The sequence below is a fragment of the Streptomyces sp. NPDC087310 genome, from assembly GCF_044744405.1.
Taxonomy (GTDB): Bacteria; Actinomycetota; Actinomycetes; order Streptomycetales; family Streptomycetaceae; genus Streptomyces.
In genome coordinates, this window is record NZ_JBIUYF010000004.1 from 330,087 (window position 1) to 349,422 (window position 19,336).

11 protein-coding genes are annotated in these 19,336 nt (G+C 72.5%); 9 read left to right on the plus strand and 2 right to left on the minus strand.

Annotation, left to right across the window (positions count from 1 at the left end; genetic code table 11):
- Positions 1-235 precede the first annotated feature (235 nt).
- The 3 genes from ACIO3P_RS16690 (at position 236) to ACIO3P_RS16700 (ending at position 3,706) form a co-directional block, all read left to right on the plus strand.
- The gene (locus ACIO3P_RS16690; protein ID WP_329828701.1) at positions 236-811 is read left to right on the plus strand and encodes a sigma-70 family RNA polymerase sigma factor; all 576 of its coding nucleotides are present in this window, start codon (positions 236-238) and stop codon (positions 809-811) included.
- Between the two features lie 177 nt (positions 812-988).
- On the plus strand, positions 989-2,491 hold the full coding sequence (guaB, locus tag ACIO3P_RS16695) for an IMP dehydrogenase (protein WP_329828702.1): 1,503 nt from the start codon (positions 989-991) through the stop codon (positions 2,489-2,491).
- Between the two features lie 90 nt (positions 2,492-2,581).
- On the plus strand, positions 2,582-3,706 hold the full coding sequence (locus ACIO3P_RS16700; protein ID WP_329828703.1) for a GuaB3 family IMP dehydrogenase-related protein: 1,125 nt from the start codon (positions 2,582-2,584) through the stop codon (positions 3,704-3,706).
- Between the two features lie 93 nt (positions 3,707-3,799).
- On the opposite strand, the gene ACIO3P_RS16705 is transcribed toward ACIO3P_RS16700, so the two are convergent.
- Entirely contained in the window at positions 3,800-4,288 is a 489-nt protein-coding gene (locus ACIO3P_RS16705) for a hypothetical protein (protein ID WP_329828704.1), read from the minus strand.
- 140 nt (positions 4,289-4,428) lie between these two features.
- Positions 4,429-5,691, minus strand: coding sequence for a nucleotide sugar dehydrogenase (locus ACIO3P_RS16710; RefSeq protein ID WP_329828705.1), 1,263 nt, complete (start codon positions 5,689-5,691; stop codon positions 4,429-4,431).
- Positions 5,692-5,951: 260 nt separating this feature from the next.
- Here ACIO3P_RS16710 and ACIO3P_RS16715 point away from each other — a divergent pair, with 260 nt between their 5' ends.
- The 6 genes from ACIO3P_RS16715 to ACIO3P_RS16740 all read left to right on the plus strand — a co-directional run bounded on the left by ACIO3P_RS16715 (position 5,952) and on the right by ACIO3P_RS16740 (position 19,326).
- Complete coding sequence (locus ACIO3P_RS16715) at positions 5,952-7,673, plus strand: glycerol-3-phosphate dehydrogenase/oxidase (RefSeq protein ID WP_329828706.1); 1,722 nt, start codon at positions 5,952-5,954, stop codon at positions 7,671-7,673.
- A 569-nt stretch (positions 7,674-8,242) separates the two neighbouring features.
- Positions 8,243-10,219 (plus strand): protein kinase, encoded by a 1,977-nt coding sequence (locus tag ACIO3P_RS16720; RefSeq protein ID WP_401854628.1) that lies wholly within the window; start codon positions 8,243-8,245, stop codon positions 10,217-10,219.
- A gap of 227 nt (positions 10,220-10,446) precedes the next feature.
- Positions 10,447-13,740, plus strand: a complete 3,294-nt coding sequence (locus ACIO3P_RS16725; protein WP_401854626.1) for a protein kinase — start codon at positions 10,447-10,449, stop codon at positions 13,738-13,740.
- 164 nt (positions 13,741-13,904) lie between these two features.
- Complete coding sequence (locus tag ACIO3P_RS16730; protein ID WP_401854623.1) at positions 13,905-15,728, plus strand: serine/threonine-protein kinase; 1,824 nt, start codon at positions 13,905-13,907, stop codon at positions 15,726-15,728.
- A 70-nt stretch (positions 15,729-15,798) separates the two neighbouring features.
- On the plus strand, positions 15,799-17,616 hold the full coding sequence (locus tag ACIO3P_RS16735) for a serine/threonine-protein kinase (RefSeq protein ID WP_401854621.1): 1,818 nt from the start codon (positions 15,799-15,801) through the stop codon (positions 17,614-17,616).
- Positions 17,617-17,670: 54 nt separating this feature from the next.
- Entirely contained in the window at positions 17,671-19,326 is a 1,656-nt protein-coding gene (locus ACIO3P_RS16740; protein ID WP_401854619.1) for a succinic semialdehyde dehydrogenase, read from the plus strand.
- Positions 19,327-19,336 lie beyond the last annotated feature (10 nt).

Below are 19,336 nucleotides of genomic sequence, written 5' to 3' on the forward strand. Positions count from 1 at the left end.
TGCGCGGCGCTCGGCGAGGTGCGTTCCGGGCGCCCGGTGAGGCAACGTACGCCCGTACACACCCGTTTCCCGCGCTATGCCGCATCCTTGAGATGTGGACTTCCACGGGGACGAGTCGGACGAGCGCGAGGGGAGAGCGCAGGAGATGAGTTCTGCCGCACCCGCTCATAACGCTTCGGTGCACAACTACGGACGCAGTGCCACCGATCAGCAGCCGCCAAGGCACCATGGACCGATGCGCGAAGACGAGCCCACGGTGATTGGTGCGCTCGTTCACCGCGCCGTCGACGGTGACGAACGGGCGACGCACGATCTTCTGGCCCGCGTACACCCGCTCGCGCTGCGCTACTGCCGTACGAGACTCAACCGGCTGCCGGGTGACGCGCGCCACTTCGTCGAGGACCTCGCGCAGGAGGTCTGCGTCGCCGTGCTCATGGCGCTGCCGCGCTACCGCGACACCGGACGGCCCTTCGAGGCGTTCGTCTTCGCCATCGCCGGACACAAGGTCGCCGACCTCCAGCGGGCCGCCATGCGGCACCCCGGATCCACGGCCGTACCGTCCGACGAGATGCCCGAGCGGCCCGACGACTCGCTGGGCCCCGAGGAGCGCGCGCTGCTCAGCAGCGATGCCGAATGGGCCAAGAAACTGCTGGCCAACCTGCCGGAGAACCAGCGCGAGCTGCTGGTTCTGCGGGTTGCGGTCGGGCTCACCGCGGAGGAGACCGGGCAGATGCTGGGCATGTCCCCGGGAGCGGTACGGGTCGCCCAGCACCGCGCGCTGAGCAGACTGCGGGCGCTCGCGGAGCAGTGAGCGGACGCGCCCCCCGGACGCGCCCCGGCGCGGCGGGGGCGCGCGTTTGCGCGTACGGGGCCGTTTGCCGTACGAACGTACAAAGCCGGATCGGTGATCTCAAGCGTGGAATGAGAGGCCCGCAGAGGCCGTTAGCATGGACATCCGCACCGATCAAGGCCATTTGGGGAAGGTGTCATGACTGCAAACGTCGACGGAGTGCCCGAGAAATTCGCGACGCTCGGGCTGACATACGACGACGTGCTGCTGCTGCCGGGCGCCTCGGAAGTGCTGCCGAACCAGGTGGACACCGCGTCTCTGGTCTCGCGGAACGTCAAGGTGAACATCCCGCTGCTCTCCGCGGCGATGGACAAGGTCACCGAGGCCCGCATGGCGATCGCCATGGCGCGGCAGGGCGGCGTCGGGGTGCTGCACCGCAACCTCTCCATCGCCGACCAGGCCAACCAGGTCGACCTGGTGAAGCGCTCCGAGTCCGGCATGGTGACCGACCCGATCACGGTCCACCCGGACGCGACGCTCGCCGAGGCGGACCAGCTCTGCGCCAAGTTCCGGATCAGCGGCGTCCCGGTCACCGACCGCGGGGGCAAGCTGCTCGGCATCGTCACCAACCGTGACATGGCCTTCGAGGCGGACCGCACGCGCCAGGTGCGCGAGGTCATGACCCCGATGCCGCTGGTCACGGGCAAGGTCGGCATCTCCGGCGTGGACGCCATGCAGCTTCTGCGCCGTCACAAGATCGAGAAGCTGCCGCTGGTCGACGACGCGGGCATCCTCAAGGGCCTGATCACGGTCAAGGACTTCGTCAAGGCCGAGAAGTACCCGAACGCGGCCAAGGACGGCGAGGGCAGGCTGCTCGTCGGCGCGGCCGTCGGCGCCAGCCCGGAGGCGCTGGAGCGCGCCCAGGCGCTGGTCGCGGCGGGTGTCGACTTCCTCGTGGTGGACACCTCGCACGGCCACAACAGCAACGCGCTGGGCTGGATGTCCAAGATCAAGTCGAGTGTTCCCGTCGACATCATCGGCGGCAACGTCGCCACCCGGGACGGCGCCCAGGCGCTGATCGACGCGGGTGTGGACGGTGTCAAGGTCGGCGTGGGCCCGGGCTCCATCTGTACGACCCGGGTCGTCGCCGGCATCGGCGTCCCGCAGGTCACCGCGATCTACGAGGCGGCCGTGGCGTGCCAGGCGGCCGGGATCCCGGTCATCGGCGACGGCGGCCTCCAGTACTCCGGCGACATCGGCAAGGCGCTCGCCGCCGGGGCCAGCACGGTCATGCTGGGCAGCCTGCTCGCCGGGTGCGAGGAGTCGCCGGGCGAGCTGCAGTTCATCAACGGCAAGCAGTTCAAGTCGTACCGGGGCATGGGCTCGCTCGGCGCGATGCAGTCGCGCGGCCAGGGCCGTTCCTTCTCGAAGGACCGCTACTTCCAGGCCGAGGTCGCCGCCGACGACAAGCTCGTCCCCGAGGGCATCGAGGGCCAGGTCCCCTACCGCGGCCCCCTCTCCGCCGTACTGCACCAGCTCGTCGGCGGACTGCGCCAGACGATGGGGTACGTGGGCGCGGCGTCCATCGACGAGATGGAGCGCAAGGGCCGCTTCGTACGGATCACGTCGGCGGGCCTCAAGGAGAGCCACCCGCACGACATCCAGATGACCGTCGAGGCGCCGAACTACACGGGCCGCTGACGCCCACGTGGTCGACTTCACCCAGGTCCTCCTTGCGGTGTGACCACGGGGATACTGGGACGGCAGACGTAGAGGGAAAGGCCACACATCGTGACTGAGATCGAGATCGGGCGCGGCAAGCGCGGCCGCAGGGCGTACGCCTTCGACGACATCGCCGTCGTCCCCAGCCGGCGCACCCGGGACCCGAAGGAGGTCTCGATCGCCTGGCAGATCGACGCCTACCGGTTCGAGCTGCCGTTCCTGGCCGCTCCGATGGACTCCGTGGTCTCGCCGCGCACCGCCATCCGCATCGGCGAGATGGGCGGTCTGGGCGTCCTCAACCTGGAGGGTCTGTGGACCCGGTACGAGGACCCCGAGCCGCTGCTCGACGAGATCGCCGAGCTGGACGAGTCGAGCGCCAACCGCAGGCTCCAGGAGATCTACGCCGAGCCGATCAAGGAAGAGCTGATCGGCCAGCGCATCAAGGAGGTGCGGGACTCGGGCGTCGTCACGGCCGCCGCGCTCTCGCCGCAGCGCACCGCGCAGTTCTCCAAGGCCGTCGTGGACGCCGGGGTCGACATCTTCGTGATCCGCGGTACGACGGTCTCCGCCGAGCATGTCTCGGGCGCCGCCGAGCCGCTCAACCTGAAGCAGTTCATCTACGAGCTGGACGTCCCGGTCATCGTCGGCGGCTGCGCCACGTACACCGCAGCGCTGCACCTGATGCGTACGGGAGCGGCGGGCGTGCTGGTCGGCTTCGGCGGCGGCGCGGCGCACACCACCCGTAACGTGCTGGGCATCCAGGTCCCGATGGCGACGGCCGTCGCGGACGTCGCGGCGGCCCGCCGCGACTACATGGACGAGTCCGGCGGCCGGTACGTGCACGTCATCGCGGACGGCGGCGTCGGCTGGTCCGGCGACCTGCCGAAGGCGATCGCGTGCGGCGCGGACTCGGTGATGATCGGCTCCCCGCTGGCGCGGGCCACGGACGCGCCCGGCAAGGGGCGGCACTGGGGCATGGAGGCCGTCCACGAGGACGTGCCGCGCGGCAAGCTGGTGGACCTGGGCATCGTCGGCACGACGGAGGAGGTCCTGACGGGCCCCTCGCACATCCCGGACGGGTCGATGAACTTCTTCGGCGCTCTGAAGCGGGCGATGGCGACGACGGGCTACAGCGAGCTGAAGGAGTTCCAGCGCGTCGAGGTGACGGTCGCGGACTCGCAGCACCGCCGCTGAACACTGTCGCTGGGTGCTGCCGCTGAACGCGGGCCAGTAGTGCGTTTTTCGGTGAAGGCCGCCTCCTAGGAGGCGGCCTTCATGCTGTCCGCGTCAGGAAGTGGCCTTCTTGGCGCCGGAGAACGCGGCGAAGGCGGCCAGGGCGAAGAAGAGGAACGTCATGACGTCCTTGCCCTCGTTCCAGGCATCGGTCAGCAGACCGAAGTGGTCGAGGAAGACGTCCGTCGCGGACACGTTCAGCTCCTTGGCGACGATGATCGCGATGCCCACGATCTGGCCGAGGTAGACGGCGCCGAGCGCCAGCACGCCGCTGACGACCGGCAGGACGGGGTTGGCGCCGCCCACCTTGCCGGCGACGAGCCCGATCAGGTAGCCCACGCCGATGGCCGCCCAGCCGATCTCCCGCTCGATGGCCCCGGCGATCCCGCCGTAGACACCGGCGGCGACGAGAGCGGTGACCAGGGCCGCCGCCAGGCCGAGCCCGATGGCGTCGCGGGCGGGCGCGGGCGGCGGGGCGAACGGCGCGGGTGGTACGGCGCCGGGGGCGAAGGGGTTGCCGGGTGGCGGAACGGGCTGGCTCATGGTGAAAGATCCCCCCAGGGAAAATGGCGCGCGCATGACTTGCGCACGACAGCCCCGGACAGTAGCAGCCAGGTCCGACAACCGGCCGGACAATTCCCTGGAGGAGGCGCCCTGAAGGGCTCCGTGGGGCTCCGGTGGGCTCAGAGCCGGTAAGCGGCGCCCGCCGGGCTCGCCCCTCTTGTGTCCAGCAGGAGCTGCGCCTTGACCGCCAGGCCCTGGAGGTCGTACGTACGGTGGTGCTGGAGCAGCACCGTCAGATCCGCGTTGGCGGCGGCCTCGTAGAGGGAGTCCGCGCGCGGTACGGGCTGTTCGCGTACGCGCCAGTCGGGGACGTACGGATCGTGGTAGCTGACCGCCGCGCCCAGATCCATCAGCCGGCAGGCGATCTCCGTGGCCGGTGAGCTCTCCTGGTCGGCGAGGTCCGGCTTGTAGGTGACGCCCAGGAGCAGCACCCGGGCCGCGCGCGCCGACTTGCCGTGCTCGTTGAGGAGGGCGGCGCAGCGCTGGATGACGTACTGCGGCATCCGGTCGTTGATCTCCTGGGCGAGGCCGACCATCCGCAGCGGATGGCCGGGCGTGCGGCCCGCGTGCGGCAGGTAGCTGGGGTCCATCGGCACGCCGTGGCCGCCGACCCCGGGGCCCGGCCGGAACGCCTGGAAGCCGAAGGGCTTGGTCTCGGCGCAGCGGATGACGTCCCAGAGGTCCACGCCGAGGTCGTGGCAGAGCACGGCCATCTCGTTGACGAGGGCGATGTTGACGTGCCGGAAGTTGGTTTCGAGGAGCTTGACGGTCTCGGCCTCGCGCGGGCCCCGCGCCCGTACGACCTTGTCGGTCAGCCGGCCGTAGAAGGCGGCGGCGGACTCGGTGCACGCGGGGGTGAGGCCGCCGATCACCTTGGGTGTGTTGGCGAAGCCGTGGGTGCGGTTGCCGGGGTCGAGCCGGCCCGGCGAGTACGCGAGGTGGAAGTCGCGGCCCGCGCGCAGCCCCGAGCCCTCCTCCAGGGTGGTGCGCAGGAAGCCCTCCGTGGTGCCGGGCGCGGCGGGCGACTCCAGCAGCACGGTGGTGTGCGGGCGCAGCTTGGCGGCGAGCGCGCGGGCCGCCTCGCCGACGGCGGTCAGATCGGGGGTGCGGTCGGCGCCGAGGGGGGTGGGCGCGCAGATCACGGCGGTACGGACCCGGCCCAGCTCGGTCGGGTTGGTGGTGGGCCGGAAACCGCCGGCGAGCATCCGGCGGACGTCGGAGGGGGTGAGCGGGCCGTCGACGGGGGTGTGGCCGGCGGCCAGCTCCGCGACGGGGCGCGGGTCGGTGTCGAAGCCGATGGTCTGGATCCCGGCGGCTACGGCGGCCTGGGCGAGGGGCAGTCCGAGATGACCGAGTCCGATGACGGCGAGATCTGCGGGCATGGCGGTGGCCGTCCTTCCCTTAGCCGGAGTGGACAGTGAGCGCAAGCCCTGTGGACAGAACGGGCGAGCGCAATGTCAGACTAGGCGTAAATATGACCGTTATGCGGCATTGCGTGGCCGGGGAGTCGCCCTGTCGCCCGCTCGCCGCTCGCCGCCCGGCGGTCCGGCCAGGGTTATCCACAGCCGGTGGCTGAAGTCGGTGAGTGCGGACAGAATCGAGACGTGAGCCCGACCACCTGGGGGACGACGGGAGGCAAGCGGTGAGGACAGCGACACTGGGACCTGCGGAGCGCGTCCAAGCGCTCGCGGCGATGGCGGAGCGTGAACTGGACGTACTGGTCGTGGGCGCGGGCGTGGTTGGAGCCGGGACCGCTCTCGACGCCGCGACCCGGGGCCTGGCGACCGGCCTCGTGGAGGCGCGGGACTGGGCGTCCGGCACATCGAGCAGATCGAGCAAGCTGATCCACGGAGGTCTGCGCTACCTGGAGATGCTCGACTTCACGCTCGTGCGGGAAGCCCTCAAGGAGCGGGGGCTGCTGCTGGAGAAGCTGGCGCCCCACCTCGTGAAGCCCGTGCCGTTCCTGTACCCGCTGAAGCACAAGGGCTGGGAGCGGTTCTACGCGGGCTCGGGCGTCGCGCTGTACGACGCGATGTCCGTCTCGTCCGGGCACGGCAGGGGCCTGCCGGTCCACCGCCACCTCTCCCGGCGGCACGCCCTCCAGGTGGCGCCCTGCCTGAAGAAGGGCGCCCTGGTCGGCGCCCTCCAGTACTACGACGCCCAGATGGACGACGCGCGCTACGTGGCCACCCTGGTCCGCACGGCCGCCACGTACGGTGCGCACGTCGCCGGCCGGGCGCGCGTCGTCGGCTTCCTGCGGGAGGGCGAGCGGGTCGTCGGCGCCCGGGTGCGGGACGTGGAGAGCTCGACGCGGGGCGGGGCCGCGGAGTACGAGATCCGGGCGAAGCAGGTCGTCAACGCGACCGGGGTGTGGACGGACGACACCCAGGCGCTGATCGCCGAGCGCGGACAGTTCCACGTCCGCGCCTCCAAGGGCATCCACCTCGTCGTTCCCAAGGACCGGATCCACTCGACCACGGGACTGATCCTGCGGACGGAGAAGTCCGTGCTCTTCGTCATCCCCTGGGGCCGCCACTGGATCGTGGGGACCACGGACACCGACTGGGACCTGGACAAGGCCCATCCCGCGGCCTCCAGCGCCGATATCGACTACCTGCTCGAACATGTCAACGCGGTGCTGCACACGCCGCTGACCAGGGATGACGTCCAGGGGGTGTACGCGGGGCTGCGCCCGCTGCTCGCCGGGGAGTCCGACGCGACGAGCAAGCTCTCGCGCGAGCACACGGTCGCCCATCCGGTGCCCGGCATGGTCGTCGTGGCCGGCGGCAAGTACACGACGTACCGGGTGATGGCCAAGGACGCGGTGGACGAGGCGGTGCACGGCCTCGATCAGCGGGTGGCCGAGTGCGTCACGGAAGACGTGCCGCTGCTCGGCGCCGAGGGGTACCACGCGCTGTGGAACGCGCGGGCCAGGATGGCGGAGCGTACGGGCATCCATGTGGCGCGCGTGGAGCACCTCCTGAACCGCTACGGCACGCTGGTCGAGGAGTTGCTGGAGCTGATCGCCGCCGATCCGGGGCTCGGCGAGCCGCTGGGCGGCGCGGAGGACTATCTGCGCGCGGAGGTGGTGTACGCGGCGTCGCACGAAGGGGCGCGCCACCTCGACGACGTACTGACGCGGCGGACGCGGATCTCGATCGAGACCTTCGACCGGGGGACGCGCAGCGCCCGGGAGTGCGCGGAGCTGATGGCGCCGGTGCTGGGGTGGGACAAGGGCCAGATCGAACGGGAGGTGGAGCACTACGAGAAGCGGGTGGAGGCGGAGCGCGAGTCGCAGCGTCAGCCGGACGACCAGACGGCGGACGCGGCACGGCTGGGGGCTCCGGACATCGTGCCGAGCTGAGCCGGGCCCGTCCGACCCGTGCCCGTCCGACTCGGGCCCGTCCGACCCGGGCCCGTCCGATCCGAGCTCGTCTTAGCCGGGCCCGTCTGAGCCGGGCTCAAGTGAGTCGGGCTCAGACGGGCACGGGCCGGTCGCCCCGGGGAGTTGAGTCATCGGCGGCTGTGTGCCGTACTGATCACAGGCGCGCGTGGGCAGCGTGCGCCGGTGGTGGCCGGAGGGCGGGGCCGAGGGCGTTCGGGAGCGTCAACTCGGCCTCGGTGCAGGCGGGGGCGCCCGCGTGGGGGATACTCCCGTAACTCCCTCTCTGACACCACACGTCACAGCAGGCTCACCCGTTACCGGGTATCCGTTCCGTTTTCGAACGGGTGCCTGACCGGCGGGGTGCTGGGCCGGGCCCGGGGTAGTGGCAGGGTGGGGGTTCCTTCGTCGGGCCCCGCCGTGGCGGACGCCGGACCCGGGAGCAGTGGCTGTCCCGGAATGAGGGACAATGAAGGCTCTGCCAGGGCGCGTTACGGCACCGCGCGGTGAGGGCAGTCGCGGGCCAGGATCAGGGATCGCAGAGGGGACGCATGTCGGAGTCGGAGCAGTCGCGGGACACGGCGAAGGAACCTCGGCAGGACGCGGGGAAGAGCGCCGACGGCAGCCCGGAAGGGCGTCTGCTCGCGGGCAGGTACCGGCTCGGCGGGGTGCTCGGGCGCGGTGGCATGGGCACGGTGTGGCGCGCCCTCGACGAGACGCTGGGCCGTACGGTCGCGGTGAAGGAACTCCGCTTCCCCTCCAGCATCGACGAGGACGAGAAGCGCCGGCTCATCACGCGCACGCTGCGCGAGGCCAAGGCGATCGCCCGGATCCGCAACAGCGGCGCGGTGACGGTCTTCGACGTCGTGGACGAGGACGACCGGCCGTGGATCGTCATGGAGCTGGTCGAGGGCAAGTCCCTGGCCGAAGCCGTGCGCGAGGACGGTCTCCTGACGCCGCGACGGGCCGCCGAGGTCGGGCTCGCCATCCTCGACGTGCTGCGCTCGGCGCACCGCGAGGGCATCCTGCACCGCGATGTGAAGCCGTCCAACGTACTGATCGCCGAGGACGGCCGCGTCGTGCTCACCGACTTCGGCATCGCCCAGGTCGAGGGAGACCCGTCGGTCACCTCGACCGGCATGCTCGTCGGTGCCCCCTCCTACATCTCGCCGGAGCGCGCCCGCGGCCACAAGCCGGGGCCCGCCGCCGACCTCTGGTCGCTCGGCGGCCTGCTGTACGCGTCGGTCGAGGGCTGTCCTCCGTACGACAAGGGCTCGGCGATCGCCACGCTGACCGCCGTGATGACCGAGCCGCTCGACCCGCCGAAGAACGCGGGCGCGCTCACCGAGGTCATCTACGGGCTGCTCGCCAAGGACCCCGAGCAGCGGCTCGACGACGCGGGAGCGCGGGCCCTCCTGGAGGACATCGTCCAGGCGCCCGAGGCGGAGCCGGAGCCGCCGCTCGACGCCACCCGCGTCGTCCCGATGCCTCCGCTGCCCGAGGAACCGGCCGAGCGTACGGGCCGTAAGCCCGCCGGGGAGTCGGGGAGCGACCGGGTGCGCGGCGCGCTGCGCTCCGCCCGCAGGACCGCGGTGCCCGTGGCGGCGTCGGCCTCCGTCGGCCCGGCGGCCACCGCGTCCGCCTCCGCGGCGGCCGGGCCCCGGCCGGAGCCCGCGGCGGCTCCGTACCGGCCGGCCACGCCGCGCGCGTCGCTCACCGACGTGGTGCCCCGGCGCACGCTGGTGATCATCGCGGTCGTCGCCGCGGTGGCCCTGATCTCCACGGTCCTGGTCGTCGCCCTGACCGGTGACGACGAGAAGGACGCGGGCGCGGGCAAGGCCACCGGCGGTAGTCAGGCACCGGTCGTCCCCAAGTCCGACAGCGTGAAGAGCAGCCCGGACGCGGGCAAGAGCGCGGCCGCGGACGGCAAGGGCGCCGCCGCCACCGGCGGTTCGGACGAGGAGGACGACGACTCGGGCTCCGACGCGGGCTCGTCGGGCGACTCCGACGACGACGGCGAGGGCGGCGGAGACAGTGGCGGCAGCGGCGGCGGGAAAGCGGGGGAGCTGCCCGAGGGGTACACCACCGTCAGCGACGGCCGGTTCCGCTTCTCGATGGCGATGCCCGAGGGCTTCCGGCGGACCGACATAGCCGGTGTGAACTCCGGCGGCATATACAACAAGTCCAGCGGCTCCTTCCCGCGCGTCCAGATCGACTTCAACGCCCAGCCCACGGACGACGCCGCGGCGGCGTGGCGAGGGGCCGAGCCGGCCGTCGCGCGCAGTAGCAGCAACTACAAGCTCCTCGGTATCAAGGAGATCGAGTTCAACGGCTACCCGACCGCCGCCGACTGGGAGTTCGAGCGTCAGCAGGGCGGCCAGCAGATACGGGTGCTCAACCGGGGCTTCAAGATCGACAGCACCCACGGTTACTCGATCATGGTGAGCTGCAAGGCGAGCGAGTGGGACGACACCGAGTGCAAGACCCTCCGGGAGACGGCGCACGCCACGTTCGCGCCCAAGGACTGAGCGGGCGGACCGGACTGGTGAGTTCCGGCCGCGGGCGGGAAGGATGCGGAATACCGGATGCGAACGTTCCGCAGCGGGTTGCCGCGACCCTGCGGCATGTTCCCCCGCCGCCACGTATCGTGAGAACTCGCGAACCGTACGCATCCACAATGAGCCGGTAAACGACCGGAATTGGCGGTTTCGCGGGTCTCCGTGACCAGGAGACGGCCTGTTTGTGGGGAGGCGTCGTGGACGAATACGCGGGTCGAGTGCTCGCAGACCGCTATCGCCTGCCGTTGCCGCCCTCCGACGAGTACGACCTCGTCGAGACGCGCGCGTTCGACACGTACAGCGGACAGGAAGTCCTCGTCAGGCAGGTGCCGCTGCCGGAGGTCGTGGAGGCCGAGGTCGTGGAGGCCGACGGCGGCGCGTCGCGGCGCGTCCACGGGCGTACGGCACGCAAGGCTACGGATCCGGCGGTGCGGCGGGCCATCGAGGCCGCGCAGAGCGCCGCCCAGATCCCCGATCATCCGCGTCTCGACCAGGTCTTCGACGTCTTCGCGGAGGCCGGTTCGCTCTGGATAGTGAGTGAACTCGTCGCCGCCAGACCGCTGGCCGCGCTGCTCGCCGAGAAGCCGCTGAACCCGTTCCGGGCGGCCGAGATCGCCTCCGACGTGCTCACGGCCGTACGGGTGGTGCACGCGCACGGCTGGACCCACCGGAACATCACCGTCCGTACGGTGCTCGTCTGTGACGACGGGCGGGTCGTGCTGACCGGGCTCGCGGCGGGCGCGGCCGAGGAGGCCCTGTGCGGCTACGCGCCGGTGCCGGAACCACCGGACCCGGACCCGGAGCCCGATTTCCACCCGGGCGAGGGCCAGGGCCGGAACCCGGGTCAAGGGCCGGATCCGGTCAATGACACAGGGCGGTCGGGGCCCCAGGGCCATCAGGACCGTTCGGGGGACCGGCAGGACGCCCTCGGGTCCCAGGGGCGGCCCGAACTGCCCGACGGGTTCGCGCCGTCCGGGGGAGTGCCCGGCACCGCGCGCCAGGGACCGGCGTACGACCCGGGCCCGACCGTGGGGGTGCCCGGCGCCTCCGGCCACGCGGAGCTGGAGCGTGCGCGCCCGGAGAGCCCGTACGGGGACGACACGTCGTCCGGTACGTCCGGCGCCTTCCCCCGGCCGCAGGGCGCCACCCCGGGCGTGCCCGCCCCGTTCGACGGCCAGCCCGCGCTGCCCAGCGGGAACGCCTCGGGAGACATCCGCGCCGCGCGCGCCGGCGCCATCGCCGCGTACCGCGCGGGCGCCCGCGCCGCCGCCCTGGCCGGCGAGGACCAGAACTCCGGCAGGACCCCGGTGCCGCCGCTCCCGGAACAGGGCACCGGTGCCGGTACCGGCACCGGTACCAGCACCGGCACCAGCACCTCCGACCTGGGCAGCGGTACGGGGAACGGGCCCCGGGAAGCGCCGCGCGACACCGGCCCCGACCCGGACTGGTGGGCCCAGCCGCGCGGCTTCTCGGCCGACCCGGACGGTGACGCCGACGCGGACGAGGACGACGACCCGCCCACCCCCTACCGCCCCCGGCTCGCCGGAACCTGGCGCGACGGCCCGGCGCCCTGGAACGACGCCTCCGGCTCCGTCCCCGCGGGCGGCGGAGGCATCCCGGGCGGCGGCGTCCCGGGCGGCGGCTCCGCGCCGTACGGCCGCTCGGGACCGTACGGCTCCGACTCCGGGGGCTCCCTCGGGGGCGGCGCCACCTCCGGCACCACCTCCGGCATCCCCGTGTCCGGCATCCCCGTGCAGGGCGATGCGGACCAGCGGCCCGGTACCGACCTGGTCATGGCCCGGGGCGGCGGTGACACCCCGTACAGGGGCCCCGGTTCCGGGTCCGGCGGCAGGAGCGACGGCGGGGGCGGCCGGCAGAGCCTCGGCGCCCACGACGCCCTGCACGCCGACGCGCAGCGGCAGTCGCTCCGGCTCCCCGCCGTCGCGGGCGGAGGCGGCGGCGGCCGGTGGGACGAGGTCATGGCGAGCAGCGCCTCGCCCGCCTACCGCGGCCCGGCCACCCCCCTCGCCGCCGAGCGCGCCCGGCAGGCCAGGATCGCCGTCGTCGGCGCGGTCACCGAGCGCTGGTCGCCCGAGCAGGCCGGCCCCGTACACGAGAACTGGCAGCTCGCGCCGCCCATCGGCCCCGCCACCGACCTGTGGGCGCTCGGCGCGCTGCTCTACCGCGCGGTGCAGGGCCATGCCCCGTATCCCGAGGAGAGCGCCATAGAGCTGGTGCAGCTCGTCTGCGCCGAGCCGCCCGCGTTCGCCGAGGAGTGCGGCCCGCTGCGGCCCGTCGTCGAGTCGCTGCTGCGTCAGGACCCGACCGAGCGGCCGGACTTCGAGGAGCTGCGCGGCTGGCTGCGCTCGCTCGTACGGTCGGCGCCCGAGCCCGAGGCCGGTCTGGACGTCGTACCGCTGCTGTCCGAGGACGCCACGAAGCTGCCGATAAAGCGGCGCCGCGGCGAGCTGGTCCGCAAGCGGCGCCGCCGGGACCTGGGCCACGGACGGCACCGTCAGAAGAAGGGCAACGAGCGCAAGGAGAAGGCGGGACGGGCCGGGAAGGTCCAGAAGTCCGCCGGGGCCGGCGTGGAGGAGCCGGGGCGGTACGAGGCGTACGAAGCCCCGCTGCGCCCCGAGACCGAGGCGATGTTCCACCGGCAGGACCGTCTCGACGACCGCCCGGACAGCAGGCTGGACGACGGCCCCGTGGGCAGGCCGGGCGGCCGGTCGGGCGGCAGGTCCGCCGACCGGTGGGACGATCGCCAGGACCGCGACGACAAGGGGCGCGGCCCCCGTTCCCTCGGCCGCAACCTGCTGTTGCTGATCCTGCTCCTCCTCGTGCTGGCCGTCGGATACGCCGTGGTGTTCCTGCCCAAGGCGGACACCACCGAGCAGAAGGGGCAGAGCGTCGGCGAGGCGTCCCCGAGCGTGTCGTCCGCGCCGCGGTCCCCGACGGACGACGCCCCCGCCTCCAACAGCCCGGCGGAGGAGCCCAACACGTCCGCGCCGGGGACCTCCGGGCCCGCGGCCGATGTCGCCGACGGTTACGCGCTGCGGGACGACACCGAGGGGTTCCGTACGGCGGTCGACAAGGACTGGCAGCGGCGCCCCATCAACGACAGCGGCCAAGTCCGCTACGTCGGAGGCGACTTCACGCTGATCGTGGTCCCCGGCCGGGACAGCGTGGCCGACAACGGCGACGATCCGCTGGCCTATCAGCGCGACAAGGAGCGGGAGCTCCAGCCCTTCCGCGACTCCTCCTGGTCCAGCGCCACCGGACTGCGCCGGATCGACGTGGGCCGCCAGGCCATGGCGGAGGGTCAGTACACCTGGCAGGACAGCAGCGGACGCCAGGTCTATGTCAGGAACCTCGCGATGATCATCGAAGGGAGGTACCACATCGTGCAGGTCATCGGCCCGGACGACCAGCGCGACCAGGTGTCCGAGATCTATCAACAGGCCACCGGCGCCTACCGCGTCACCGGCTGAGACGACCCGAGGTTTCCCGTCACTGTGTTCCCTCCGTACCCTGTGATCCCAAGGAACGGGGCTGGGACGTGGAGCATTCGCAGAGTACGGGCGCGAGCACAGGCGCGGGCGCGGGTTCAGGCGCGGCTACGGGAACGGCCGGGACGGGAAGGGCCGGAACCGGCATGTCCGGACAGGGCGTCGGCAACGGACCGGTGCTCGCCGGGCGTTACCGCCTGGGCGAGGCCATCGGCCGTGGCGGCATGGGCAAGGTGTGGCGCGCCCATGACGAGGTGCTGCACCGCACGGTCGCCATCAAGGAGCTGACCGCGGGGCGTTACGCCTCCGAGGCGGACCGCGCCGTACTGCACCAGCGCACGCAGAAGGAGGCGCGCGCCGCCGCCCGGATCAGCCACCCCGGCGTCGTCACCGTCCACGATGTCCTCGACCACGACGACCGGCCGTGGATCGTCATGCAGTACGTCGACGGCCCCTCTCTCGCGGACGCCGTGAAGGAGTCCGGCCGGCTCGACCCCCGCGAGGTGGCCAGGATCGGCCTCGCGGTCCTCGACGCGCTGCGCGCCGCGCACTCCGCCGGGGTGCTGCACCGCGATGTGAAGCCGGGCAACGTCCTGCTCGCGCGGAACGGCCGCGTCCTGATCACCGACTTCGGCATAGCGGCCATCGAGGGCGACTCGACGATCACCAGAACGGGCGAACTGGTCGGCTCCATCGACTATCTGGCACCCGAGCGGGTACGCGGCAAGGACCCCGGCCCCGCCTCCGACCTCTGGTCGCTGGGCGTCACGCTCTACACGGCCGTGCAGGGGATCTCGCCGTTCCGCCGCGGCACCCCGCTGACCACGATGCAGGCCGTCGTCGCGGACGAGCCGGCCCCACCCGACCACGCGGGCCCCCTCGCCCCCGTCATCGCCGCGCTGCTCCGCAAGGACCCGGCGGAACGGCCGGACATGGCCGAGTGCGCGCGCCTGCTCCGCGAGGTGGCCGAGGGCCGGACACCGGACGGGTCCGGCGCACCGGGCGCACCGGACCCGCGGAGCGAGGCACCGACGTACGCCGCGACCCGCCCCCTGCCGAAGGACACCCCGGCGCACGCCGGGCACGCAGGGAACGAGGAGTACGCGGCGCACGCCGGGCGTTCCGGTAGCTCCGGCGGCTCCGGTAGTTCCGGCGGCCTCGGTAGTTCCGGCGGCCTCGGTACGGGGCATCTGCCCCCGGCCGCGCCGATGCCCGCCGTCGTGACCGCGTCCGTACCCGTACCGCCGTCGGGGCCGTCACCGGCGTCCGCGACCGCCCGGGGCGGTCCGGGGCGGCGTGGTCGTTGGCGTACGGCGGTGGTGGCCGTCGTGGCGGCGGCGGTCCTCGGCGGTGGCGCCGGCTTCGCCGCCCTGAAGTTCTCCGGCGGCGGCTCGGACACCGCGGACGGAACGGGCGGCTCCGCGGGAACGAACGCCTCGGCCGGACAGTCGGACGGCGGCGGGTCCGCCGATGACACCACCAGCTCCACCGAAGAGGGGTGGAAGCGCGTCAAGGCGCCGGAGGGGTTCAGCGTCAGCCTGCCCGAGGACTGGACGCGGCTGACGGACAGCCAGCAGATCGACTACAGCCCGGACGGTGGGCTGCACCTGCTGCGGATCAGCATCGCCAAGCCCGACTTCGAGACCCCGGCCCAGCACATGCAGAACATGCAGGAGAGCCTGCGGCAGCGGCTGGAGTACAACTCGATACAGCTTGAGGCCAATCGGTACCGGGACAAGGAGAAGGCCGCGATCTGGGAGTTCACCTGGTTGGAGAAGGGTGCCCATCCGGGCAGGCGGCACGCCATCGACCAGATTTACCACTCGGACGACAGCGGCACGGAATACGCGATCTACATGTCCGGTCCTGAGGAAGACTGGACCGAGACGCGCAAGCAGTTCGACGCCGTACTGCGAAGCTGGCAGGAGCCGCCCGCCGGATCCGGCGATTCCGCGGGCTCCGGCGGCTGAGCGCGGCGCACGGGGCGCACGGGGCGCACGCGGCGCACGGGGCGTACGGGGTGAACGGGAGGTGCGGGACATGCCCGCAGGGGATGGCGGTCCGCCCGACGGCCGGCTGATCGCCGGACGGTACCGGCTGGGGATGAGGCTGGGGCGCGGCGGCATGGGCACCGTGTGGCGGGCGGAGGACGAACTGCTCGGCCGGTCCGTCGCCGTCAAGGAACTGCACGCCACGCACGACGGCCACGACCACCGGGACGGCCCCCACGGTCCGGGCGGCCCGAACGCGACGACGCTGCGCGAGGCGCGTGCGGTGGCCCGCGTCAAGCATCCGCATGTCGTGGTCGTCCACGACGTCGTCCAGGAGGACGGCCGTCCGTACATCGTCATGGAACTGGTCGAGGGCGGTTCGCTCGCCGACCGGCTCAGGACGGGCACCCTCGCACCGCGTGAGGCGGCGCGGGTCGCGCTCGCGCTGCTGAGCGCGTTACGCGCGGCGCACGGTCTCGGGGTGCTGCACCGCGATCTCAAGCCCGCCAACGTGCTGTTGGAGGAGACCACGGGCCGGGTCGTGCTGACCGACTTCGGGATCGCACGTCTCGTCGGCGCCACGACGATCACTGATCCGGGTGTGTTCGTCGGCTCGCCCGAGTACACGGCACCGGAACGGGTATTGAACGCCCAGGCGGCGGGCCCCGCCTCCGACCTCTGGTCGCTCGGTGTCCTGCTGTGCGCGATGCTCAGCGGCGAGTCGCCCTTCCGCCGCGACTCGCTGCCCGGCGTGCTGCACGCGGTGGTGGCCGACGAGATCAGACCGCCCGCCGCGGCGGAACCGCTGCTGCCGCTCGTACGGGGGCTGCTGGAGCGGGATCCGGAGGACCGACTGGACGCGGCGGAGGCGGAACGGCTGCTGACGGAGTACGTCACGACGGGCACGCCGCTCCAGGCGCCTTCCGCTTTCCCTTCCGCTTTCCCTTCCCCTTCCCCTTCTCCTTCCCCTCCCGGTCCTGTTCCCGGTCCCGTTCCCCCTCCGCCTCGGGCTCCTGCTCCAACTCCGGCGCCGGCTCCCGCTCCTGCCGCCGGAGCCGAGGACGCGCCGACCGCCGACCGGCCGCTGCCCGTCCCTGTCCCTGCCCCCGGCCCCGTTCCCGTGTCCGGGGCGCGGCAGCCCGCCCCGGATGCCGCCCGCACCCCGCGCCGTAACCGCACCGCGCTCGCCGCCGGCGCCCTGGCCTGCGTGCTCGCCGGTGGTGGCGCCGTGGCCACGGTCCTGCTCCAGGACAACAGGGGAGACCGCCGTACGACCGAGAGCCGTACGACCGAGAGCCTGACGACCGCGAGCGCCACGCCCGCCAACCAGGCCGGAACCCCGCATTCCCCTTCGCCCTCGCTCCCGCCCTCCTCCCTGACCACTTCCCCATGGCCCACCGCGCCCGAGGGCTATCACTCCGTCCACGACCCCATGGGCTTCACCCTCGCCGTGCCCGACGGACACATCCGCTCCCACGACGACAAACGCGTCTACTACATGTCGCGGGACAAGTCCCTCAGGATCGGCATCCGCGTCCAGGAACAGATCCCCGGTGGCCCGGTGGCGTCCATGCGCCAGGCGGACGAGAAGGGCGCCCACACCAACCCCGGGTATCACGACGGCGGCGTCACCCCGACCACGCACAACGGATTCCGGGCCGCGCTCTGGGAGTTCACCTGGGACGGGTTCACCCCGGCCGAGGGGGAGCGCCACACCTTCGACCTGTGCTGGGAGGAGGCCGGGCGGATGTACGACGTCTGGGTCTCGGCCCCGCTGAACAAGCTGGACACCGCGCGCGGCCAGTTCGACGCCGCGCTCGATTCCTTCGTACCGGCGCGGACATCCGTACCGGATCCCGTGCGCTGATTGGCTGTTACTGCCGGGTATTCAAAGTCTCGTCCACGGAATACGCTCGGCTCCATGACGGACTCGCAGGTCTCCACCCCCACCTCCGCCCCCGCCGGACCCGGTTCCGGCTCCGGCAGTGCCCCCGGCACCAACCCCGTGGCCCCCACCCCGACCGGGGTGCGCACGGCGGCCGATGTGGTCACGCCCGAGGTGATCGCCCAGCTCACGCGCGGCGTCGTCGGCTCCGGCCGTACCGCCAACCACACCCCGTTCACCGGGGAGAAGCTGGCCGACCTGCCCGAGTCCACCCCCGAGGACGTGGCAGCCGCCTACGAGCGGGCCCGCGCCGCCCAGCCGGTCTGGGCCGCCCTCCCCGTACGGCAGCGGGCGGCCGTGCTGCTCCGCTTCCACGATCTCCTCCTGGAGCGCCAGGCCGAGGTGCTCGACCTGATCCAACTGGAGACCGGCAAGGCCAGGCTGCACGCCCACGAGGAGGTCCAGGCGGTCGCGGTGGCCGCCCGGCACTACGGGCGCCAGGCCGCCGCGTACCTGAACACCAGGCGCCACACCGGAGCCGTACCGCTGCTGACCAAGGTCAGCGAGGCGCGCCGGCCGCGCGGGGTCGTCGGCCAGATCGCGCCGTGGAACTATCCGCTGGAGCTGTCCGTCGGGGACGCGCTGCCCGCGTTCGTCGCCGGGAACGCCGTCGTCATGAAGCCCGACACGGAGACCGCGCTCACCGCGCTGTGGGCCCGTGACCTGCTGGTCGAGGCCGGGCTGCCCGCCGAGGTCTTCCAGGTCGTCCTCGGGGAGGGGCCCGTCGTCGGCCCCGAGGTGGTCCGGCACGCGGACTACGTCTCGTTCACCGGCTCCACCAGAACCGGCCGCGAGGTGGCCAGGGGCGCGGCGGACCGGCTCGTCGGCGTCTCCCTCGAACTGGGAGGCAAGAACGCCATGCTGGTGCTGGCCGACGCGGACATCGAGAAGGCCGCGGCGGGCGCGGTGCGCGCCTGCTTCTCCTCGGCGGGCCAGCTCTGCATCTCCATCGAGCGGGTGTACGTGCACGAATCGGTCGCCGACGCGTTCGTGGAGCGGTTCGTCGCCCGTACGAAGGCGATGCGGCTCGGCAGCGCGCTCGCGTACGGCGCCGACATGGGATCCCTCGTGGGGGAGCGGCAGTTGACGGCCACCGTCAGCCACGTGGAGGAGGCCGTCGCCAAGGGCGCCACGGTCGTCGCTGGCGGCGTCGCGCGCCCCGACATCGGGCCCTTCTTCCACGAGCCGACCATCCTCGAAGGCGTCGAGGCGCCGATGGCGGTGTGCGCGGAGGAGACCTTCGGCCCGGTCGTCTCGCTCTACCGCTTCAGCGACGAGGACGACGTGGTCGACCGCGCCAACGACACGCCGTACGGCCTCAACGCGAGCGTCTGGACGCGGGACTCCCGCCGCGGCCACGCGATCGCGGCCCGGCTGCTCACGGGCACCGTCAACATCAACGAGGGGTATGCGTCGGCGTACGGCAGCGCCCAGGCGCCGATGGGCGGAATGAAGCAGTCCGGTCTGGGCCGGCGGCATGGCTCCGAGGGCATCCTCAAGTACACCGAGGCCCAGACGGTGGCGGAGCAGCGGATCATGCCGATGGCGCCGTTCCTCGGCATGGCCGACGAGAAGTACGCGGCCTTCATGAGCGGGAGCCTGCGGGTCATGAAGGCGTTGCGGCTGCGGTAGGCCCCGCGGA

Bases quoted from the DNA above. Each gene is read 5' to 3' on its own strand.
- ACIO3P_RS16720 (WP_401854628.1), top strand. From the start codon at position 8,243: ATGTCGGAGTCGGAGCAGTCGCGGGACACGGCGAAGGAACCTCGGCAG.
- ACIO3P_RS16705 (WP_329828704.1), bottom strand. From the start codon at position 4,288: ATGAGCCAGCCCGTTCCGCCACCCGGCAACCCCTTCGCCCCCGGCGCC.
- ACIO3P_RS16730 (WP_401854623.1), top strand. From the start codon at position 13,905: ATGTCCGGACAGGGCGTCGGCAACGGACCGGTGCTCGCCGGGCGTTAC.
- ACIO3P_RS16710 (WP_329828705.1), bottom strand. From the start codon at position 5,691: ATGCCCGCAGATCTCGCCGTCATCGGACTCGGTCATCTCGGACTGCCC.
- guaB (WP_329828702.1), top strand. From the start codon at position 989: ATGACTGCAAACGTCGACGGAGTGCCCGAGAAATTCGCGACGCTCGGG.
- ACIO3P_RS16735 (WP_401854621.1), top strand. From the start codon at position 15,799: ATGCCCGCAGGGGATGGCGGTCCGCCCGACGGCCGGCTGATCGCCGGA.
- ACIO3P_RS16690 (WP_329828701.1), top strand. From the start codon at position 236: ATGCGCGAAGACGAGCCCACGGTGATTGGTGCGCTCGTTCACCGCGCC.
- ACIO3P_RS16740 (WP_401854619.1), top strand. From the start codon at position 17,671: ATGACGGACTCGCAGGTCTCCACCCCCACCTCCGCCCCCGCCGGACCC.